An 18,279-nucleotide genomic window follows, 5' to 3' on the forward strand; every position below is an offset into this window, starting at 1 on the left:
CATTTAGGGTTATACTATTATAACCAAACACCATACTATGTTATCTGTTTCACGTTATTTTAACATTTATACTACTAATAAAATAAGACTAAGACATAATTACTGTTTCTTTTCAATAAAAAAGAAGGCAAATAAGCACCCTAGATTAAGGGTGTTTATTTGTTTTTATTGCTCTGTTAGCTATTGATAAGCTACATCTAATATTTAATTAAATTATTGAGAAATAAGCGAACTATTAGCATTTCCTTCTTGAATTATCGTTACCGATAACAAAGTCCCTTCTTGAGAAACAGCTAAACTATTTGCATTACCAATTTGTTTTGTATTAAGAGTATTAGAATCTCCAACCTGAGTGACATCAGTACTATTAAATGATCCATCCTGAGCAGAAATCATCATATTCTTATTTCCGTGTTGTAACTGAGATAAAAGGTTCTCTTCTCCAATAAGGCTTATATTGTTTTGTACAGCTTCCATAGTATTGGCCCCTCCTTCCATTTGAATTTGTTCAATGGTATTAGATAATCCTTTTTGTATACTCATTATTTGATTTCCGTCTCCATTACTTTGAGCTACTACTGTGTTTCTTTCTCCTTCCTGGGTTTGTGTAATCCTACTATCAATTCCCCCTTGTAGAATGGCCGTGGCTTCATTATAACTTCCTACTTGATTTTGCTCTAGCATGACTTCTGAGCTTTGAGAAGAAGAACTAAATGAACTACTTATAACAGCTTTATTATCCTCACCTACTTGCTTTTGATACGCCCCAACGTTAAAAGTATAAACATGTGTTGAAGAAGCATCGTTTCTTACCCCTTCTTGTTTCTGAGTCACAAAACCTCTACCTCCCAGATTAACAGAAACTTGATTATCTTCTCCTATCTGGTTTTGGGAAATATAAGAAGGCCGTGTACCAAACTGATCTATTTTATCTTTAGAGGCATATGCAATATTTCTTATCCCTTCCTGATATTGATCAATTACAGAAAATTCTCCTGGCTCTTGTTGAGCAAAGGCTTGATTAAAATCTCCAATTTGATTTTGTGTTATAGAATGTCCATTATTCTGGATCGCCGTAGCCACATTATAATTTCCGTTTTGTGATTGAGTAATGAAATTATCTCCAAAACCATGTGGTTGTGATAACTGACTAGCGTCTACAGTATTTCCTGATCCTTTTTGATCCTGAACAATACTACTTAGACTAAAGCTTCCCCCATATTGGGTTGCTACGGCATTATTGTGTTCTCCAGATTGCTGTTGCTCAATATTAAAACTATATCCCGAAATCGAACTCTGATCTGCAATAGCTTGATTAAATTCTCCTTCTTGATTTTGTGTAATGATTCTAAGATTAGAATCATTGTTAGATTGACTTGCCTTTGCTATATTAAAATTTCCTCTTTGTGTTTGATCAATATTATTTTTAACATTTACTGCAAATATTGAACCTTCACCCTGTATTGCCGCTGCTTTGTTATTATTTCCTATTTGAGTTTGTTTGATTTTACTTTCTAAAATATCTGAATACTGAGTAGCTTCTGCACTATTTGATGCTCCTAGCTGATTTTGATATACTACATTAAAATCTCCTTGTTGCATAACATATACATCATTTTGATCTCCAGTCTGGATTTGGCTAATCATACCATTTCCTTTTGTAGATCCTTCTATTCCCTGCTCTACTTTTGCTTTGTTAACATTACCTTCCTGAACAATCGTTAACGTGTTGTTTGCTCCTTTCTGAGAAATTTCTGTCTCATTTCCTTTTCCGGTTTGGTTGATATCTGTAACATTAGTCTGGGCAAAAGTAAATGCCACACTTAATAAAGCCGAAAACCCTAATACTGTTTTTTTCATTGGAATGTTTATTACTATTAAAAATTGATTTTTTAAATGCACATTGATCCAAATAATGTTTACTATAGAGTTTTGAAGAAATAGAAATTAGGGGGAATTTTACTCTTTTAAAAATACGATTAAAAAAAGGTAAAAAAGCAATATATTTTGCATTTTCGACAAAAAGTATGGACTACAATTTTCATGTAGGTTGTTTCACTCATTATGCAAAACTAATAGATAAAACAAAAAAATCATCTCATCTATAATTCGAATTTAATCAGGTTTCTTATGCGTTAGGGATAGTAGTGGCATCCTTTTTTGGCACCCCTAAATCTCTGAAAGAAATGTTTGACTGGTACAAAAAAGATATAGCGAATAGCCCGACCCTGATTAAAAATCAGGGTAACGCCATTATTATTTTAATTTATGTAAGAATCTTACTTACTCAATTCTGTAAAATATTTATAAAAGAAAGGAATCGTTTCTATTCCTTTTAAGTAGTTCCAAACTCCAAAATGTTCATTAGGAGAGTGTATTGCATCACTATCTAAGCCAAATCCCATTAAGATTGTTTTACTTTTTAATTCTTTTTCGAATAAAGAAACAATAGGAATACTACCCCCACTACGTTGTGGGATTGGTGTTTTACCAAAGGTATCCTGATATGCTTTACTAGCTGCTTTATATCCAATATTATCTATTGGGGTTACATAGCCTTGCCCACCATGATGCGGAGTTACTTTTACCGTTACTGCGTCTGGTGCTATGTTTTCAAAATGATTTTTGAATAATTCTGTGATTTCTTCCCAATCTTGATTAGGAACCAAACGCATAGAAATTTTGGCATAAGCCTTACTGGCAATAACTGTTTTGGCCCCTTCTCCTGTATAGCCTCCCCAGATCCCGTTCACATCTAATGTAGGTCGAATAGAATTGCGCTCATTGGTTGTATATCCTTTTTCTCCATACACTGCATTGATATCCAGTGATTTTTTATATGCATCAAGAGAGAAAGGTGCTTTTGCCATTTCAGCTCTTTCTTCTGTAGAAAGGTTTTCGACTTTATCATAAAAACCCGGAATAGTAATATGATTATTTTCATCGTGTAAAGAAGCAATCATCTTAGTCAATATATTGATGGGGTTTGCAACCGCACCGCCATACAAACCACTATGTAAATCTCTATTAGGTCCCGTTATTTCGACCTCAACATAACTTAATCCTCTTAACCCGGTAGTAATAGAAGGAACATCCTGAGCGATCATACCTGTATCACTAATTAAAATCACATCATTTGACAGCTTATCCTGATTACGCTCTACGAACCAGCTTAAACTTTTACTTCCGACTTCTTCTTCTCCTTCGATCATAAATTTTACATTACACGGTAACTGGTTAGTCTTGGTCATAATTTCTAACGCCTTTACGTGCATATACATCTGCCCTTTATCATCACATGATCCTCTGGCAAAAATAGCTCCTTCGGGATGAATCTCTGTCTTTTTAATTACGGGTTCAAAAGGAGGACTATCCCATAACTCTATTGGGTCTGCTGGTTGCACATCATAATGTCCATAAACCAACACTGTTGGAAGATTTTTATCAATAATTTTTTCTCCATATACAATTGGATATCCGGGAGTCTCACAGATTTCTACAGTATCACATCCCGATTCTTTAAGACTATTACTAATCTCTTGTGCTGTCCTGATTACATCATCTTTAAATGCCGTATCGGCACTTACAGATGGAATTTTAAGCAGTTCGAAAAGCTCATTTATAAATCGATCTTTATGTTCCTGAACGTAAGATTGTATGTTTTGCATGAATCTGAGTTTATTTTCGCCTAAAAGTAGTAAAAATGAAGTAATTTGGCTGTTATCTATTCAAGTTATCCATCGATGAAGAATGCATTTTTAAAACTTCCTTTTTCATTTTCTGAAAATCGGCTATTACAAGACTTAGCATATTGCAAATCTCACCCATTTATTTCTCATTTTAATACAAGTGATTATTCTGGAGATTGGAAATCTATTGCACTTAGATCTCTTAATGGAGCTATCGATCAAATCTATGCGCACTCATCTGGTGCTCATAATTACAAGAATACTTCTCTACTGGAGTATTGCCTTTATTTTAAGGAAATAATTGCACTTTTTGAATGCGAAAAAGAATCTATTCGTTTACTCAACCTTTCTCCTAATAGTAGCATAAAAGAACATACAGATCATAATCTGGGATATGAGGATGGAAGTTTTAGAATTCATATTCCGATCACAACAAATCAGGATGTTCATTTTTACATAAATAACAAAGAAGTGATTATGGGTGTTGGAGAATGTTGGTACGGAAACTTTAATTTGCTTCATAGAGTAGAAAACAATGGGACAACTGATCGTATTCATTTAATTATAGATTGCATCCGTAATGAATGGTCGGATCACCTCTTTACAAAAATTGGTTATGATTTTACAGCCGAAAACAAGCCATTTCAATATACCGAGGAAACCAAATTGAAAATGATAAAAGAACTAAAAGCAATGAATACCGAAGCATCAAAAGCATTGATTAATCAACTAAAATCAGGATTGTAGCTACCAAAAAAACGAAGGGATCCTAAAGAAAATATCTTCGTTTCTTAAATTGTTATGTATTACTTTTCATATTCTTCAAAAAAAATAATTTAAGTTCTTTGAGATTTATAAGGAATATGTATATTTGCACTCGCTTTTACAGAAAGTCCTAAGTATTGTAAAAGTATTAATGCGGGCGTGGTGGAATTGGTAGACACGCTAGACTTAGGATCTAGTGCCGCGAGGTGTGGGAGTTCGAGTCTCCCCGCCCGCACAGCAAAGGATAAGCCGACTTTAACGAGTCGGCTTTTTTGTTTGGGGTCATACATAGGTCATACTTTTTAAGAGATCAAGACCAAATATATACTGGCATTGAAAGTAGTTGATGTGTTTATTAAGATGATTTTCTTCAAAATCTACTTTGAATAGATTCTAATTATATCGTAATTGCAAAATAGAAATCTACTTTTATCTAATTAAAATGCCTCGTGTAAAAATGGAAGCAGACTATACAAAAAAACTTAATGAGTAACATAACATCAATAGTAAGATCTATTAGAAACATCATGAGAAAAGATGAGGGTGTTGACGGTGATGCGCAACGGATTTCTCAAATGGTGTGGATGCTCTTTATGAAAATATTTGCCGATAAAGAAGAAGAATGGAAAAAATCAAGAAAGACGTACAAAAGTCCATTACCCGAAAAACTAAAATGGCAAAATTGGGCGGCAGATGAAAATGGGTTAACAGGAGACAAATTAATAACTTTTATCAATGATGAATTATTTCCAATATTAAAAACAATTGAGCCAACAGATACAGACCAATCTGTAATTGTAAAATCAGTTTTTAATGACACATATAATTACATGAAAAAAGGAACTTTGTTCCGTCAAGTAATTAATGAAATAAACAAAATTGATTTTTCAAATAATAATTTAGAAAGACATGTCTTTAATGACATATATGAATCAATTTTAAAGGAGCTTCAAAGCGCTGGGTCATCTGGTGAATATTATACTCCAAGAGCTGTTACTCAATTTATGGTTGATATGATAGATCCAGAAATTGGAGAAAGTGTATTAGATCCAGCATGCGGTACTGGAGGCTTTTTGACTTGTGCTTTAGATAATTTATCAAAAAAAGATGGATTTGATCAAAGTTCATTAGTTGTTCAAAACTCTATTAGAGGAATCGAGAAAAAACCATTACCACACCTTTTATGTACAACAAATTTAATCCTGCATGGTATTGAAAGACCCGCAATCACAAAAGGCAATTTATTAACTGTGCCATATGAAAACTGGAAAAGCACAAATCAAGTGAATCTTGTACTTTCTAATCCTCCTTTTGGAGGTCAAGAAGAAGATGATACTGAGAAAAGCTTCCCAGAAGAATTTAGAACTAAAGAAACGGCCGAGTTATTTTTAGCATTAATTATAAAAATATTAAAGAAAGATGGACGAGCCTCAGTCGTTCTTCCAGATGGTTCATTGTTTGGAGAGGGTGTTAAATCAAGAATTAAACAAGAATTATTAACTAAATGTAATCTACACACCATAATACGCCTACCAAAAGGGGTTTTCAATCCTTATACAGGAATTAATACAAACTTATTGTTCTTTGAAAAAGGAAAACCTACTAAAGAAATATGGTATTACGAAATGCCTTACCCTAAAGGGATAAAGAATTTTAGTAGATCAAGACCTATAGACATTAAGCATTTTGATGATATTAAGAAATGGTGGAAAGACCGTAAAGAAAATGAATTTGCTTGGAAAGTCTCTATCGATGAAATAAAAGAAAGAAAGTTCAATCTAGATATTAAAAACGCTCATGTAACGGAAGCTGAAAAAGTGTTTACAACAGAAGAATTATTAGTTAAAATTGATACTTCATTTCAAAAAAGTGCAAATCTCTTATCCGAAATAAAAAAAACACTTTTATGAAAAACTGGAAAAAAGTAAAATTGGGTACGCTCTTAACTGAATCCAAAGTTGTTTCGGAAAACCCCAATACAGATAAACGAATTAGGGTAAAGCTAAATGTTCTTGGAGTAGAAAAAAGACCAATCACAAAAGATAAAAAAGGTGCTACTAAATACTATATACGTAAAGCAGGTCAATTTGTATATGGAAAGCAGAATTTACATAAAGGTGCTTTTGGCATTATACCTGATGAACTAGATGGTTTTGAATCTAGTTTGGATATTCCAGCATTTGATATTGACGAAACTTGTTACCCTGAATGGATTTTTTACTTCTTTAAAAAAGGAAACTTTTATCTAAAGCTTGAAAGTTTAGCCAAAGGTGTTGGTTCTAAACGCATACATCCTAAACAGATTTTTGAGTTATATATCTTTTTACCATCTAAGGACGAACAGAAAAAAGTATTAGATGAAATTGAAAAAGCTGAAATTAATAATCAAGAATTAGTTAACGAAATAGACTCTCAAGAAGAAAATTTAGGAAAACTCCGCCAATCCATTTTACAAGATGCTGTAGAAGGTAAATTAACTAAAGAATGGCGAGTACAAAACTCAAATTTAAAACCTGCAAGTGAGTTACTAAAAATTATAAAAGAAGAAAAAGCTCAACTTGTAAAAGAAAAGAAAATTAAAAAGGAAAAACCATTATCACCTATTAGAAAGGAGCAAACTCCTTTTGAAATTCCTGCAAACTGGGAATGGTCTAGATTAGGTGAAGTTATTTATTTGAAATCTGGTCAAGATTTAAGGCCGGATGAGTATTCCGATTCAAAAGATTTTGGATTGCCCTATATTACTGGTGCTAGTAATCTTCAAAATGAGGAAGTAATAATAAATAGATGGACTAATAAACCAAGATCAATTGCATACAGAGGAAATTTATTATTTACTTGTAAAGGTTCAGGAGTTGGTAAAATGGGTTGGTTGAATGTTGATTCAGCTCATATTGCTAGACAAATAATGGCTATAAGCACAATAGCTTCACCTTTGAGTTATGTTAAAGTATTAATGGATATTAATGCTAAAAAGTATAATGATAATGCAACAGGTCTTATTCCAGGAGTAGATAGAGGAACTGTTAGAGAAACTCTAATACCCATCCCGCCAATAGAAGAACAAAAGATTATTGTCGAAAAAACAAAAGATTTTCTTTCAAATTGCGATTTGCTTGAGGAAGAAGTATTAGCTAGCAAAATCAATTCAGAAAAATTGATGCAATCGGTTTTAAGTGAATTATTGGGAGAAGAAAATAATGTCCTATTAAATAAACCAGCCCCTAAAAGAGGCACTAAAAAGGCTTTAAGAGAAATACAATACAATAGTAAAACCTTGCTTATGGACTTAGTAAAACTATTAAAGGAAAACGGTAAACTGCATGCAGAAGATCTTTGGAAAATGTCACAATTCCCTGACGATATTGATGCCTTTTATTCAGAGTTAAAAAAGCAAATAGAAGAAGAGAAATCTATCAAAGAAGTTGTAAACGAAAAAGGATATTTAGAACTAGTATGAGAATAGATAAAATCTATATAGAAAAGTTTAAAAATCTCAGAAATTTCTTAATTGATCTCAATGAGGAATATATGAGTACCGTATTCCTAGGTCAAAATGCAGCAGGTAAATCTAATTTATTAGAAGCTTTGGTAATTATTTTCAGGGACTTAGATTTAGATGATAAGACAGATTTCAACTACACTATAGAATACGAGTGTAAGGATAATTTGTTAAAAGTAGATGGCGGTCCGCAAGCAAAAGGGAACTATGTTTTTTATAAGGGGGAAAGGAAAGATGGGGAAATTATCTATTCTACTTTAATCTCTAAAGCAGTAATCAAACGTGATAAGTCAGAATATTTACCAAAATATGTTTTCTCGTATTATTCTGGCATTAGCAATCGTCTTTTGGAACATTTCGATAAACATCAAAAACGTTTTTATGATGAATTAATTAAAGGTGTAAACGCTCCTCCTAGACCTTTATTTTATGCCCGCCAAATCCATAGTTACTTTGTATTAATGGCGTTTTACGCATTCTCAGATGAAAAGGCAAGTAAATTTTTAAAGGAGTTCTTAGGTATTGTAGGCTTAGAATCTGTTCTATTCGTATTAAAAAAACCAGTTTGGGCAAGAAGTAAAACAGAAGCTTTGGATTTTTGGAAAGCCAAAGGTGTAGTTCGAGAATTTTTAGATGAATTATTTGATGCATCTATGGCTCCTATTGTAGATGAAGATACAGTTCGGGAGGATTTTAGAAGAAATCACAAACAAGAGCAATTATATCTATTTGTCTCTAATCAGGAAAAGCTTGAAAAGATTGCAAAGAAGTACGGTACGAATACTGAATTTTTCAAAAGTTTAGAAAGTACATACATATCAGATTTAATTCAAGAGGTAAGAGTTAAAGTGAAAAAGGTAAATGTACATGGAGACATTACATTTAAAGAACTTTCAGAAGGAGAACAACAACTTTTGACGGTCTTAGGTTTACTACGTTTCACTAAAGAAGATGAATCTTTAATTCTGCTAGATGAACCAGACACGCATTTGAATCCCTTATGGAAATGGAAATACATGAACTTACTAGAAGAATATTCTGGTAAAGATGAATCTAGTCAAATTTTAATGACTACTCACGACCCATTGGTTATAGGAGGTTTAACTAAAGAACAAATAAGGATATTTCAGTCTGTTAAAAAAACAGATGAAGAAGGGAAAGAGTATCAGCATATAGAAACATTTGAGCCAGATTTTGACCCAAAAGGCTTAGGAGTTGCAGGTATTTTAACCAGTGAGTTTTTTAATTTGCCTAGTACATTAGATGAGAACACTCTGGAAGATTTGAATGAGCGTAATCGCTTGGTGACTAAAAAAGATAAGGCTGGGTTGAGTGATCCTGAAAGAGAACAATTAAATGAGCTATTCTTAAAGCTTAGTGACCTTGGAATTAATACAACGGATAGAGATCCAATGTATCAAAAATTCATAAGTGCCATTAGCCAAAGAGAAGAATTTCAAGTTGAAAAAATATCTAAAGAAGATAGAGTCAAACAAAACCAAATAGCTCTTGAAATATTAGACGAATTGTTTAATGAAAAAGATAGTGAATGAGGTATATAGATTTAGAAAATAATCCCCCAAACCAAGACTGGATTGATCGAGCTGATGCACTAACTCTCCAACTTACTCAAGCGGCTGATAAAGCTGCTCGTGATGCCATTATTGACGCTAATCAAAATATATGGACAGAACTCAAAGACCATTTAAGAGCTTTAAGTCATAATAAATGTTGGTATTCAGAATCTAAAAATGATAGTGCTCATTGTCATGTAGATCATTTTAGACCTAAGAAAAAAGCTATTGACGAAAATGGTGATGATAAAGGCGGTTATTGGTGGCTTGCTTTTGAATGGTTAAATTATAGATATTCGGCTCCTGTTGAAAACATTCGAAAAAATGCTTATTTCCATGTAAATGCTAATAAGGCTAACCTTCCTGCTGATTCTTTGGAAATTGAAGATATCCGATTTTTAGATCCTACTGAAATTGAAGATCCCGATAAGTTAGCTTTTACAAATGAAGGACTTGTAACACCAAAATCTACAGTAAACACAGAGAGAAACTATATTCAAGCTGAATACACGATAAGGCGAATGAATCTTAACAAACCAGAAATGAAAGATTCAAGAAAAGATAAATATTCAAGAACAATATTATTAATTAAATCTACTGAGAAACTTGTTCAATTACAGCTTGCTAATATTTGTATGGCTCGTAAGCAAAAAATAGCATCTCAAATGAAAGAATTATTAGCTCTTGCATCTTCAACTTCTGAGTATTCAGCTGCTGTAAAGTTTTGTATGAAATCTACAGGATATGAATGGGTTGAAAACCTACTATTAAGAGCGGCTTAAAATTAACAAAATACTTCTACCTCCCTACTTAAACTTGGTAACGATGTCTTTAATACAAAATTATAGCGCACATGTATTCTATTTACACCTCAAAACCGTAACTAATTAAAAGTCAACTCAAATTATTTTCAGTAAGGAAAAGTTCGCATAATACTTTACTTAGATCTCATGGATTTAACCAGAAAACAACTATATGACTTAGTATTTTGACAAACAGGAAGATAAAATTTTAGGCATATTAAAAGATGGTCACTTAAAAAATGATGAAAATGACACCATTTGTAAATTTCGAAAATGGTATTCATTTTAATCACAACCAACCCCATTTGACGTTTTTACACAAAAACCTCTTTCTTATTTTGTTCAAAAACCTCCAAAAAAGCACTATTGAAACGTTATTGTTTTGTTAAAAATTAGAGCTGTGCTCGTTTTTACGCCCGAAAATTCACTTACATCTACCGACATTTAGAAACATTTGGAAACATATCCTCGCATATGAATACGCAAAAAACAGTACTCCAAATTTAGAGGATCTCAACCCTACTCGTAACCTATTGTTTTTCATTTTTATTTGTCTAAAATTTGCTTCAGATATCTGAACATATAATTGACTTTGCAAAGTACAATGACCTAAAACAGTATTCATTAAAACAAAAATCATAATGAAAGGAAAATTCATTGTATTCGAAACAAAAGCTTTTTATAAGCTAATTGAAGAGGTTTTACAAAGGGTAAAGAAAAGTGATAAACCCGAAAAAAACCAACAGTCTTCAGACTGGGTAAATGCTATAGAAGCAAAACAATTACTCGGGATCAAGAGTAATGGCAAATTAAGAAAACTTCTATATGATAATCATATAGTTGCCTCACAGCACGGACGTACCATTTTGTACTCCAGAAAGAGCATTCTTAATTTTTTGGAGAAGAATAAAATCTAACTCTTAATGAAGCATAATTATGAAAACATATATCAGAACAGAGATAGAACTCATCAATCCAGATGCCGAGTTTCTAAGTCTTAAAGAAGTTGGTAAATTGTTTAGTCCTCCCATTTCCTATACAACACTCTGGAAATGGCAAAAACAAGGGAAACTGCAATTATCTCCATACGTCTTAGGGAATAAAAAATTCTACAAAGCAAGTGAAGTTCTTCAGGAATTAGAAAAGCACAAAAAGTAGACAAATCACCTTATTGGAATGCCTTTGTTCAACTTACGGTTGACTTATGGAAGCACACTGGTATTCTATACACTTTAAAATTGAAAAAAATGAACATCGATATAGTAACAAAAGAAAATATTCTTAACAAAATCGAATTACAGGATGCATTTAATTATTATTTGCAACCTTATCATAATAAAGGTATTTTAAAACAAGGAAAGCATATCTCAAATCCATTCCTTGCTAAAAAACAAAAGACTCCTTCGTTTAATATCTATGAGTCTGATCCTGGTAAGTGGCGATTTAAAGATTTTGCTACAGGGGATGAAGGCAGTATTTTTGATTTAGTAATGCGGTTAAAACAATGTGATTTTAAAGAAGCTCTCCTTATGATCAATGATGACTTCAACCTAAATTTATCTTGCGATACTCCTAAAACTGATTTTGAAATCCAATTAAAAGAACAATGGAATGATCATGATCTGCAATATTGGTTACCTTATGGCATTACTGCCCCCACATTAAAACATTTTAGAGTATACGTTGTAGAAAATTATTGCAGATTCAATACACAAGGAAAACGCATTTCTTTTAATTCTTCCCCACAAAACCCTATGTATGGATATAAAATTTCTAGTGACTGTTATAAGATCTACTGTCCGCTTTCAACTCGCTTTCGTTTTGCGTGGCTGGGCAATAAACCAGAAGCTTATATTTTTGGGTATAAGCAACTGCCTAAAACAGGAAATCGTGTATTTATTACTGGTGGAGAAAAAGACGTACTCTCGCTTTATGCTCGCAATGAACCTGCGATTTGTTTTAATAGTGAAACAGCCAATCCTCCTCCAAAAATTATTGATAATCTTAAGGCTCGATTTAAAGAGGTTATCGTTTTATATGATATAGATCATACCGGGATCTCACAGTCTATCAAACTCTCTAATAATTATGGTTTACAACGAATGGTACTGCCAGAAAAATTAATGGAAGATAAAGGAAAAGACATTGCTGATTTCTATGCGCTTGGTTACAACTTAGATGCTTCTGACATCAAAATAGAAACTTCAGAATCACTTCCAGAAGTACAACTACTATCTACAAGAACACTTGCAAAAGAAAACGACTATATACCATTATTATTGAAAACTCAGAAAGTACTTACCGAGCGCAAAGCGAAACTAATTCATAAAATACCTCCTCTACTCTTTCATAAAGATATAGGAATTCTATATCCTAGAACTATTAATGTAATACAAGGAAAAGCAGGTGTACATAAAAGCAGATTAGCAGAAACCATTTGCAGTGCTTTGATCAAAAAAGAATCCTGGGATAGTGATTTATTACACTTTAGAAGAAATGCACAACAAGCGGTAACCATTTGCTATGTAGATACTGAACGTAACCTTACGGAGCAATTCCCCTATGCATTACAACAAATATTAAAAAAAGCGGGGTATCAAAGAGAAGATACGCCAGAAGATTTTGATTACATTTCGTTACTACAAGTTCCCAGAAAGGATCGGTTTTCTGCTCTCACATCCTACATAAAAAGAGTAAAACAGATGTATGCCGGTCACGTGATTATAATACTGGATGTAATTACAGACTGTATACAAGATTTCAACAGATCTGGAGATAGTATGCAATTGATCGATTTAATGAACGATAGTATCAATAGTGAAGATGTCACTTTCCTTGCGCTCATTCATGAAAACCCAGGTAGTACAGATAAAGCCAGGGGTCATCTTGGTACCGAACTACTTAACAAAGCGACTACGGCAATTCAAATTGGATTTGAAAAAGATAGTAATAGACAACCTACAGATTTGATTGTCTTGAATATATTAAAGTTTCGAGGTGGAAGACGTCCTGAATCCTTTTACATAAAGTACTGTGAACAAACCAATGGACTTGTAGAAGCAGATACTAATCTTATTGATGAATCTGCTAGATCCAGAAGAACAAAAGCAGATCTTTTTGAAATCCAACAACAGATATCTCGATTGTTAAGAAGTTCCATTCAAGGTCGAACATTGGTAGAAGAACTTGCCTCCTATTTTGATTGTAGTGAACGAACCATTCGCGAACGCTTACAGGAATGTATCAATAAAAGAATCCCAATAGCTAATGGAAAAGGCATTCCTTCTGTACTACAAAAGAAAAAAGAAGGAAAAGAGGTGTTTTATAGCCTTGCTCCCATTAAAAGAGGGCAAAAACAAAAGACTCTGGAATTATGACTTCTAAACAACGGAAGCTAGAAATGCGCACATATATAGTATTTCTAACTTCCGATGTGTCATTTTCTTATAATAATGTATGTTAAAGACAAACTGAATTATTGTAAATCAAGTTAATATACATTAGTCATATATTAATCTGTATTGTACAGGATACAATGTATTTTAGTCTAAATTCAATTTAAAATAATCTATATTAATTTAAATCACAATAGGATTTATATTTATAAATAACTAATAATAAGTCTTCTACACAAAAAAATTGTTGTTATTAATCTACATACCGCTTTTAATAATAATAGATTTAACTCCTACTTCTAATACATTGGAAGCTGGAAATAGCAGCTTAGCAAACTTTTAATATCAAGTTTTTAATTTCCAACACTTTATACTCAATAGAAATCGGAAATCCTATATATGTGCGCATTTCTAGTTTCCAAATATCAATTTTTATGATCGATTTATTCTAAAAACGTATCAAACAATATTAACTTAGATTAATTTGGTTTCATCCTTTATATTCTAACTATTTCTATCATTATTTTTATTTTAAAATTAGAAGATGATAGAACAAATAAAAGATCTGTTAACAGGAGAATTCTTTACTCCTACTCGTAGTGATCAACGTTTCGCTACCAAAGAAAATCAAATCCGATATAATAATCTTAAAGCACGACAAAAACGAAGAGCAAAAGCAGAAATCGATAGAGCATTAGATGCCAATCGTAATATTCTTAGAAAAATTTTAAATAACAAAGAAGAAGTTATTAAAACACATGATTTTTTACTCGGAGCCGGATTTAATTTCGGAATCACAACTCATAAAATGAACAAAGAAGGAAAGCTTTGGAGTTGCGTGTATGAGTATGCTCTACTGCATTTAGGAGATGGTCGGTTAAAAATAACCAAAATATAGCCCATAAAATCTCATGAAACATCCAAATATTATAGACTGCTATAAACTTGATCTCATCAAAGATATTCCTCTAGAGCTTGACTTACTTACCCAGCATAGAGATCGGTTATTATTAGATAATCAAAAACTTAAAAAGATAATACTTGCTCTAGGTATCGGATTTAGCTGCATTATTATCTATAAAATTGTTACAACAAATGGAAAGAAACAGAGAAAAAATGAAGAAGAGGCATACTTCGAAAATGAGTAAAGAGAACATCGATATGTTTAGAAAATTCTCAACACAAGGTGACAACCTCCTTAACAAACCAATAGTAAAAACTGTCGCTAAAACCATTCTGATATCCGGAGGTATTTTTGGAGTGCTCTACATATCCAAATATTTCTTTAGTGCCACTGCAAAAATGATCAAGTCATTTAAAGAAATGAGAAATGCTTGTAAAGAATAATCCACTACCCAATAACAACTCTTATGAACCCCAATACAATGAATAAGCTAATAGAAAATACTCCAAAACCTGATACCGTTGTAAAAGTCATTTTTGGTGCTTTCCTTTTAGTACGTATTATAAAAACAAGTGTTGAATTGTACTATACTTTAGAGGATAGAAAAACGGATAAACGTAAATAGTTATGATGTTAATCGTTATCTTCAAAGTGCCAGAAAAATAACAACTGTCCACTCAAAGCATACACCATTATTAGGCACAAAACTGCAAAGGATATCCTATTTGATCGTTTATATCATAAATAAAACTAGAGATAATAGAATAGCAGGACATAACCATAATCTAGTATGTTTAAAACAACAATAAAAAGATCTATCATAAATTGCTAGTCCTGTACTTAAATAATAATTTTCCATAATTTTAATTACATTTTTGTCTATGGCCTATTATGAACTAAAATTGAAGACCTACCCATAGACCTCATTTGAGCCTTAATTTTATACATAATAAAAAACCCAGTAAAGCTAGCTTTACTGGATTCAACTAAATATTTATAAGCTGTCAACCTATATTAGGACGACTCATTTTTTTTTAATCTGTATATTACTCTAAATAAAAATCTAATATTTTAAAATCTTCATTTGAATAGATTTCTTTTTGCTCATTATTTACAATTTTAAAGATAGCATTATCAGTAGCTAAGAATACTTTATTGTTATGGATTCTATGTTTATAATTATCTGTTATCTCTTTATCAATAAAAAACTTTTTTAACGTTGATTTAATGTTATTAACATAATCATATTCTTCTATTACACAAAAACGTTTATTATTCTTATCTGAATAAACACTTAGCATACTAATTTTTTGATCTTTTTCCACTCTTACAGATCCAGAGTCAAAATAAATTAAATTTTTGTTTTCAAATCTTGGCTTTGGCAAACTATCAAAAGTAGTCATCCTTTGCTCTTTCAGGTCAAGAATCTTTAAATGAATTTTATGTTTTTTTACTGAAACAGATTTCGGGAAAACATCTGGATAAAATACATATCTCAAGTCACCAATATCATCATATTTCTTAAACTTAAAATCTTTATCTCCGATGTCTAAAGAAAATAATTTCTTATCTAAATTTAGAGTATATCCTAAAAGTTTATATCTATCATTCTTAACTTGAGCATCTGTAAAAAAACTATAATGAAGTGAATCTAAAACTATTGTGTTGTCAGTTAAAGCTAATGAAGTATATGCTTCTACAAATGAATTAGAAGTTTTTTTTATCTGCTTATCACTTGATAATATATCAATTATTCTATCTCCAAAATATGCTATATGTTTTGAATTAAGAAGCTTTAGATCACTTGGTAGTATCTTAATTGAATCTAATAGAATAGTTTGATTTTTATTAGTATTAATAAGATAAATTCCACCACCTTCTTTTTTATAAGCAGCAATAAGAATATCAGGTTCTTTATTAACCTCTTGATAACTATAACAAGAGGTTAAAGTGATTAATAATAATAATAATGTGATTCCCTTCATAATGTTAGCGTTTACCTAAATTTAAATTATATATTGTTTGTGTCGTTTCTACAGGCGCAGCTTTTGATGGATTATGATCGCTACCAGTTCTATTTAAAATTAATGTAAATGTCTTACTATTAGCTTCATTATCCAAAGCATTTCCTAGTGGACTAAGTTGAGCATTAAAATTGTTCCAATCACCAGGAGCAATTAAAAGACATCCTGTAGAAACAGTACCTCCACAAAATCCACTATTATTCGTTCTATGTATAAATATTTCAGTTTTATATCCTTCTCCATTTTCTCTTACTTGGCTTGGAGTATTTGCATTTATAACCCCATCCATTGTACGAATATTATCTGCCCCATTTTCAAAAAGCTGATAATGTTTTGGTAATGCTGAAGAACCTGCATAAGCTCTTCTTTTACCAGTATATACCCCCTCATCAATAGGTGTTCTTATATCTGCATCAGATGTTAAAGTATAACCAGTATAAGTCGAAACATCATCAGCTCCTCCGGGGCCATATACCGTAATATCTGCTGTAATTGCTCCATCTCCATTAATATTATTCCCAGCTCCTTTTTGTTCGTCTCTACTTCCGTTAAAAACAACTACAGAAGATACCCCTTGAAGTGTAATATTTAAAGCATTTCCTTCAATATTACCAATTTGCACAGTGTGTTCAGAACCATCATGCCAATTCCAAGTTGCTTCCTCATTTCCTTCTTGCTTATAATAGAACCAATCCTGACCATCGGGATCTACAAAAATAATAGGATTATTGTTTGCATAATGGTAAGGAGTCAAATCAATACTATTCTCTGCTAGATTATCAATATTCATCCAACGACCAATAGCAGAATTATAATTACGAGCACCAAAATTTAACCATTCTAAATCAAGTTCTTTGTTTTCTTCTTTATCACCAAACCCATAATTATGGTTTCTTCCTCGTAACATATCATTATATCCTTGATGTTGTAATCCAAAAGGATAATAATTCTTCTCCTGTACGATCTCAGAAATACTAATAGAACCATTCTTATCAGCATCTTTATAAGATAATCTTACATTGTTAAGATGATCTTTGTACTGATATACATACTTATACCCATCTGCCTCATGCTCTACGATCCCTTCTGTATGGTTAAAGAACTCAAGAGTGCCATTTTTATAGAAGTAATTACCTGCATACTCTGTTGTCGATGAACTTCCATCAGTTACAATCTTCTTTAGTTTTGCTCCAGTGGCATCGTAAATGTAAGAAATATATTTTGCTCCACCATCAACATTTACCCTTGTAGGTAGGTTTAAATGGTTATAAACTATTCCGGTAATGTTCTTGTTATTATCAATAGTCATGTTACCACTCTTATCATACGAATAATCATTACCTGTATTAGTACCATCTTCAAATCCACCAGCTCCATCAATCTGCTCTTCAACAGTTAGAAGTTTATTTCCTTCGTTGTAAGTATAAGCTAGATGATCTAATACTACGCTTTGATTAGCTCCTCCCTTCTTATATCTTTTTAACGATCCTATATTACCGTTCTTATCATAAGTGATATCAGAAAGTTTAAACCAATTTTGCTCACTATTATTCTGATTATTATAATCTGCTCCATTAATCCTATTTAAAGCGTCATATATTAAACTACTGCATTTTTTTTACA

Annotated in this window: 16 protein-coding genes and 1 tRNA gene; 13 read left to right on the plus strand and 4 right to left on the minus strand. The window is 32.0% G+C overall.

Annotation, left to right across the window (positions count from 1 at the left end):
• Window positions 1–213: 213 nt before the first annotated feature.
• Together Z054_RS0126445 and Z054_RS0126450 are read right to left on the minus strand one after the other, a co-directional pair.
• Entirely contained in the window at window positions 214–1,860 is a 1,647-nt protein-coding gene (locus Z054_RS0126445) for a hypothetical protein (protein WP_024773000.1), read from the minus strand.
• A gap of 419 nt (window positions 1,861–2,279) precedes the next feature.
• Entirely contained in the window at window positions 2,280–3,668 is a 1,389-nt protein-coding gene (locus Z054_RS0126450; RefSeq protein WP_024773001.1) for a dipeptidase, read from the minus strand.
• Window positions 3,669–3,713: 45 nt separating this feature from the next.
• On the opposite strand from Z054_RS0126450, the gene Z054_RS0126455 reads away from it, so the two are divergent.
• The 13 genes from Z054_RS0126455 to Z054_RS31975 all read left to right on the plus strand — a co-directional run bounded on the left by Z054_RS0126455 (window position 3,714) and on the right by Z054_RS31975 (window position 15,257).
• Entirely contained in the window at window positions 3,714–4,436 is a 723-nt protein-coding gene (locus Z054_RS0126455) for an aspartyl/asparaginyl beta-hydroxylase domain-containing protein (protein ID WP_241461464.1), read from the plus strand.
• Between the two features lie 171 nt (window positions 4,437–4,607).
• Window positions 4,608–4,689, plus strand: a tRNA-Leu gene (locus tag Z054_RS0126460).
• Window positions 4,690–4,939: 250 nt separating this feature from the next.
• Window positions 4,940–6,364 (plus strand): class I SAM-dependent DNA methyltransferase, encoded by a 1,425-nt coding sequence (locus tag Z054_RS0126465; protein ID WP_024773003.1) that lies wholly within the window; start codon window positions 4,940–4,942, stop codon window positions 6,362–6,364.
• On the plus strand, window positions 6,361–7,914 hold the full coding sequence (locus Z054_RS30660) for a restriction endonuclease subunit S (RefSeq protein ID WP_051473942.1): 1,554 nt from the start codon (window positions 6,361–6,363) through the stop codon (window positions 7,912–7,914). Before Z054_RS0126465 ends, Z054_RS30660 begins: the two co-directional genes overlap by 4 nt.
• On the plus strand, window positions 7,911–9,509 hold the full coding sequence (locus Z054_RS0126480) for an AAA family ATPase (RefSeq protein ID WP_024773004.1): 1,599 nt from the start codon (window positions 7,911–7,913) through the stop codon (window positions 9,507–9,509). Before Z054_RS30660 ends, Z054_RS0126480 begins: the two co-directional genes overlap by 4 nt.
• Complete coding sequence (locus Z054_RS0126485) at window positions 9,506–10,312, plus strand: HNH endonuclease family protein (RefSeq protein WP_024773005.1); 807 nt, start codon at window positions 9,506–9,508, stop codon at window positions 10,310–10,312. Before Z054_RS0126480 ends, Z054_RS0126485 begins: the two co-directional genes overlap by 4 nt.
• A gap of 662 nt (window positions 10,313–10,974) precedes the next feature.
• The gene (locus tag Z054_RS0126495) at window positions 10,975–11,250 is read left to right on the plus strand and encodes a helix-turn-helix domain-containing protein (RefSeq protein ID WP_024773007.1); all 276 of its coding nucleotides are present in this window, start codon (window positions 10,975–10,977) and stop codon (window positions 11,248–11,250) included.
• Between the two features lie 19 nt (window positions 11,251–11,269).
• The gene (locus Z054_RS0126500; protein WP_024773008.1) at window positions 11,270–11,491 is read left to right on the plus strand and encodes a helix-turn-helix transcriptional regulator; all 222 of its coding nucleotides are present in this window, start codon (window positions 11,270–11,272) and stop codon (window positions 11,489–11,491) included.
• Between the two features lie 89 nt (window positions 11,492–11,580).
• Window positions 11,581–13,710, plus strand: coding sequence for a toprim domain-containing protein (locus tag Z054_RS0126505; RefSeq protein WP_024773009.1), 2,130 nt, complete (start codon window positions 11,581–11,583; stop codon window positions 13,708–13,710).
• Between the two features lie 562 nt (window positions 13,711–14,272).
• A complete protein-coding gene (locus Z054_RS0126510; protein ID WP_024773010.1) occupies window positions 14,273–14,626 on the plus strand; it encodes a hypothetical protein in 354 nt (117 codons plus the stop codon).
• 13 nt (window positions 14,627–14,639) lie between these two features.
• Window positions 14,640–14,876, plus strand: a complete 237-nt coding sequence (locus tag Z054_RS0126515; protein ID WP_024773011.1) for a hypothetical protein — start codon at window positions 14,640–14,642, stop codon at window positions 14,874–14,876.
• Window positions 14,869–15,075: a hypothetical protein gene (locus Z054_RS0126520; protein WP_024773012.1), complete on the plus strand. Its 207-nt coding sequence runs from the start codon at window positions 14,869–14,871 to the stop codon at window positions 15,073–15,075. Before Z054_RS0126515 ends, Z054_RS0126520 begins: the two co-directional genes overlap by 8 nt.
• A 38-nt stretch (window positions 15,076–15,113) precedes the next feature.
• The gene (locus Z054_RS31975; RefSeq protein ID WP_161635351.1) at window positions 15,114–15,257 is read left to right on the plus strand and encodes a hypothetical protein; all 144 of its coding nucleotides are present in this window, start codon (window positions 15,114–15,116) and stop codon (window positions 15,255–15,257) included.
• 421 nt (window positions 15,258–15,678) lie between these two features.
• Here Z054_RS31975 and Z054_RS0126530 read toward each other — a convergent pair whose 3' ends face one another.
• Both Z054_RS0126530 and Z054_RS30665 read right to left on the minus strand, forming a co-directional pair.
• Window positions 15,679–16,617, minus strand: coding sequence for a hypothetical protein (locus Z054_RS0126530; RefSeq protein ID WP_024773013.1), 939 nt, complete (start codon window positions 16,615–16,617; stop codon window positions 15,679–15,681).
• Window positions 16,618–16,621: 4 nt separating this feature from the next.
• The gene (locus tag Z054_RS30665) at window positions 16,622–17,965 is read right to left on the minus strand and encodes an RHS repeat-associated core domain-containing protein (RefSeq protein ID WP_024773014.1); all 1,344 of its coding nucleotides are present in this window, start codon (window positions 17,963–17,965) and stop codon (window positions 16,622–16,624) included.
• Window positions 17,966–18,279 lie beyond the last annotated feature (314 nt).

The sequence above is a fragment of the Aquimarina macrocephali JAMB N27 genome, assembly GCF_000520995.1.
GTDB lineage: Bacteria > Bacteroidota > Bacteroidia > Flavobacteriales > Flavobacteriaceae > Aquimarina > Aquimarina macrocephali.

Coding starts and splice junctions, on each gene's coding strand:
- Z054_RS30660 (WP_051473942.1), top strand. CDS start 6,361: ATGAAAAACTGGAAAAAAGTAAAATTGGGTACGCTCTTAACTGAATCC.
- Z054_RS0126465 (WP_024773003.1), top strand. CDS start 4,940: ATGAGTAACATAACATCAATAGTAAGATCTATTAGAAACATCATGAGA.
- Z054_RS0126450 (WP_024773001.1), bottom strand. CDS start 3,668: ATGCAAAACATACAATCTTACGTTCAGGAACATAAAGATCGATTTATA.
- Z054_RS0126510 (WP_024773010.1), top strand. CDS start 14,273: ATGATAGAACAAATAAAAGATCTGTTAACAGGAGAATTCTTTACTCCT.
- Z054_RS0126445 (WP_024773000.1), bottom strand. CDS start 1,860: ATGAAAAAAACAGTATTAGGGTTTTCGGCTTTATTAAGTGTGGCATTT.
- Z054_RS0126515 (WP_024773011.1), top strand. CDS start 14,640: ATGAAACATCCAAATATTATAGACTGCTATAAACTTGATCTCATCAAA.
- Z054_RS0126485 (WP_024773005.1), top strand. CDS start 9,506: ATGAGGTATATAGATTTAGAAAATAATCCCCCAAACCAAGACTGGATT.
- Z054_RS0126520 (WP_024773012.1), top strand. CDS start 14,869: ATGAGTAAAGAGAACATCGATATGTTTAGAAAATTCTCAACACAAGGT.
- Z054_RS0126530 (WP_024773013.1), bottom strand. CDS start 16,617: ATGAAGGGAATCACATTATTATTATTATTAATCACTTTAACCTCTTGT.
- Z054_RS0126500 (WP_024773008.1), top strand. CDS start 11,270: ATGAAAACATATATCAGAACAGAGATAGAACTCATCAATCCAGATGCC.
- Z054_RS31975 (WP_161635351.1), top strand. CDS start 15,114: ATGAATAAGCTAATAGAAAATACTCCAAAACCTGATACCGTTGTAAAA.
- Z054_RS0126480 (WP_024773004.1), top strand. CDS start 7,911: ATGAGAATAGATAAAATCTATATAGAAAAGTTTAAAAATCTCAGAAAT.
- Z054_RS30665 (WP_024773014.1), bottom strand. CDS start 17,965: ATGACTATTGATAATAACAAGAACATTACCGGAATAGTTTATAACCAT.
- Z054_RS0126495 (WP_024773007.1), top strand. CDS start 10,975: ATGAAAGGAAAATTCATTGTATTCGAAACAAAAGCTTTTTATAAGCTA.
- Z054_RS0126505 (WP_024773009.1), top strand. CDS start 11,581: ATGAACATCGATATAGTAACAAAAGAAAATATTCTTAACAAAATCGAA.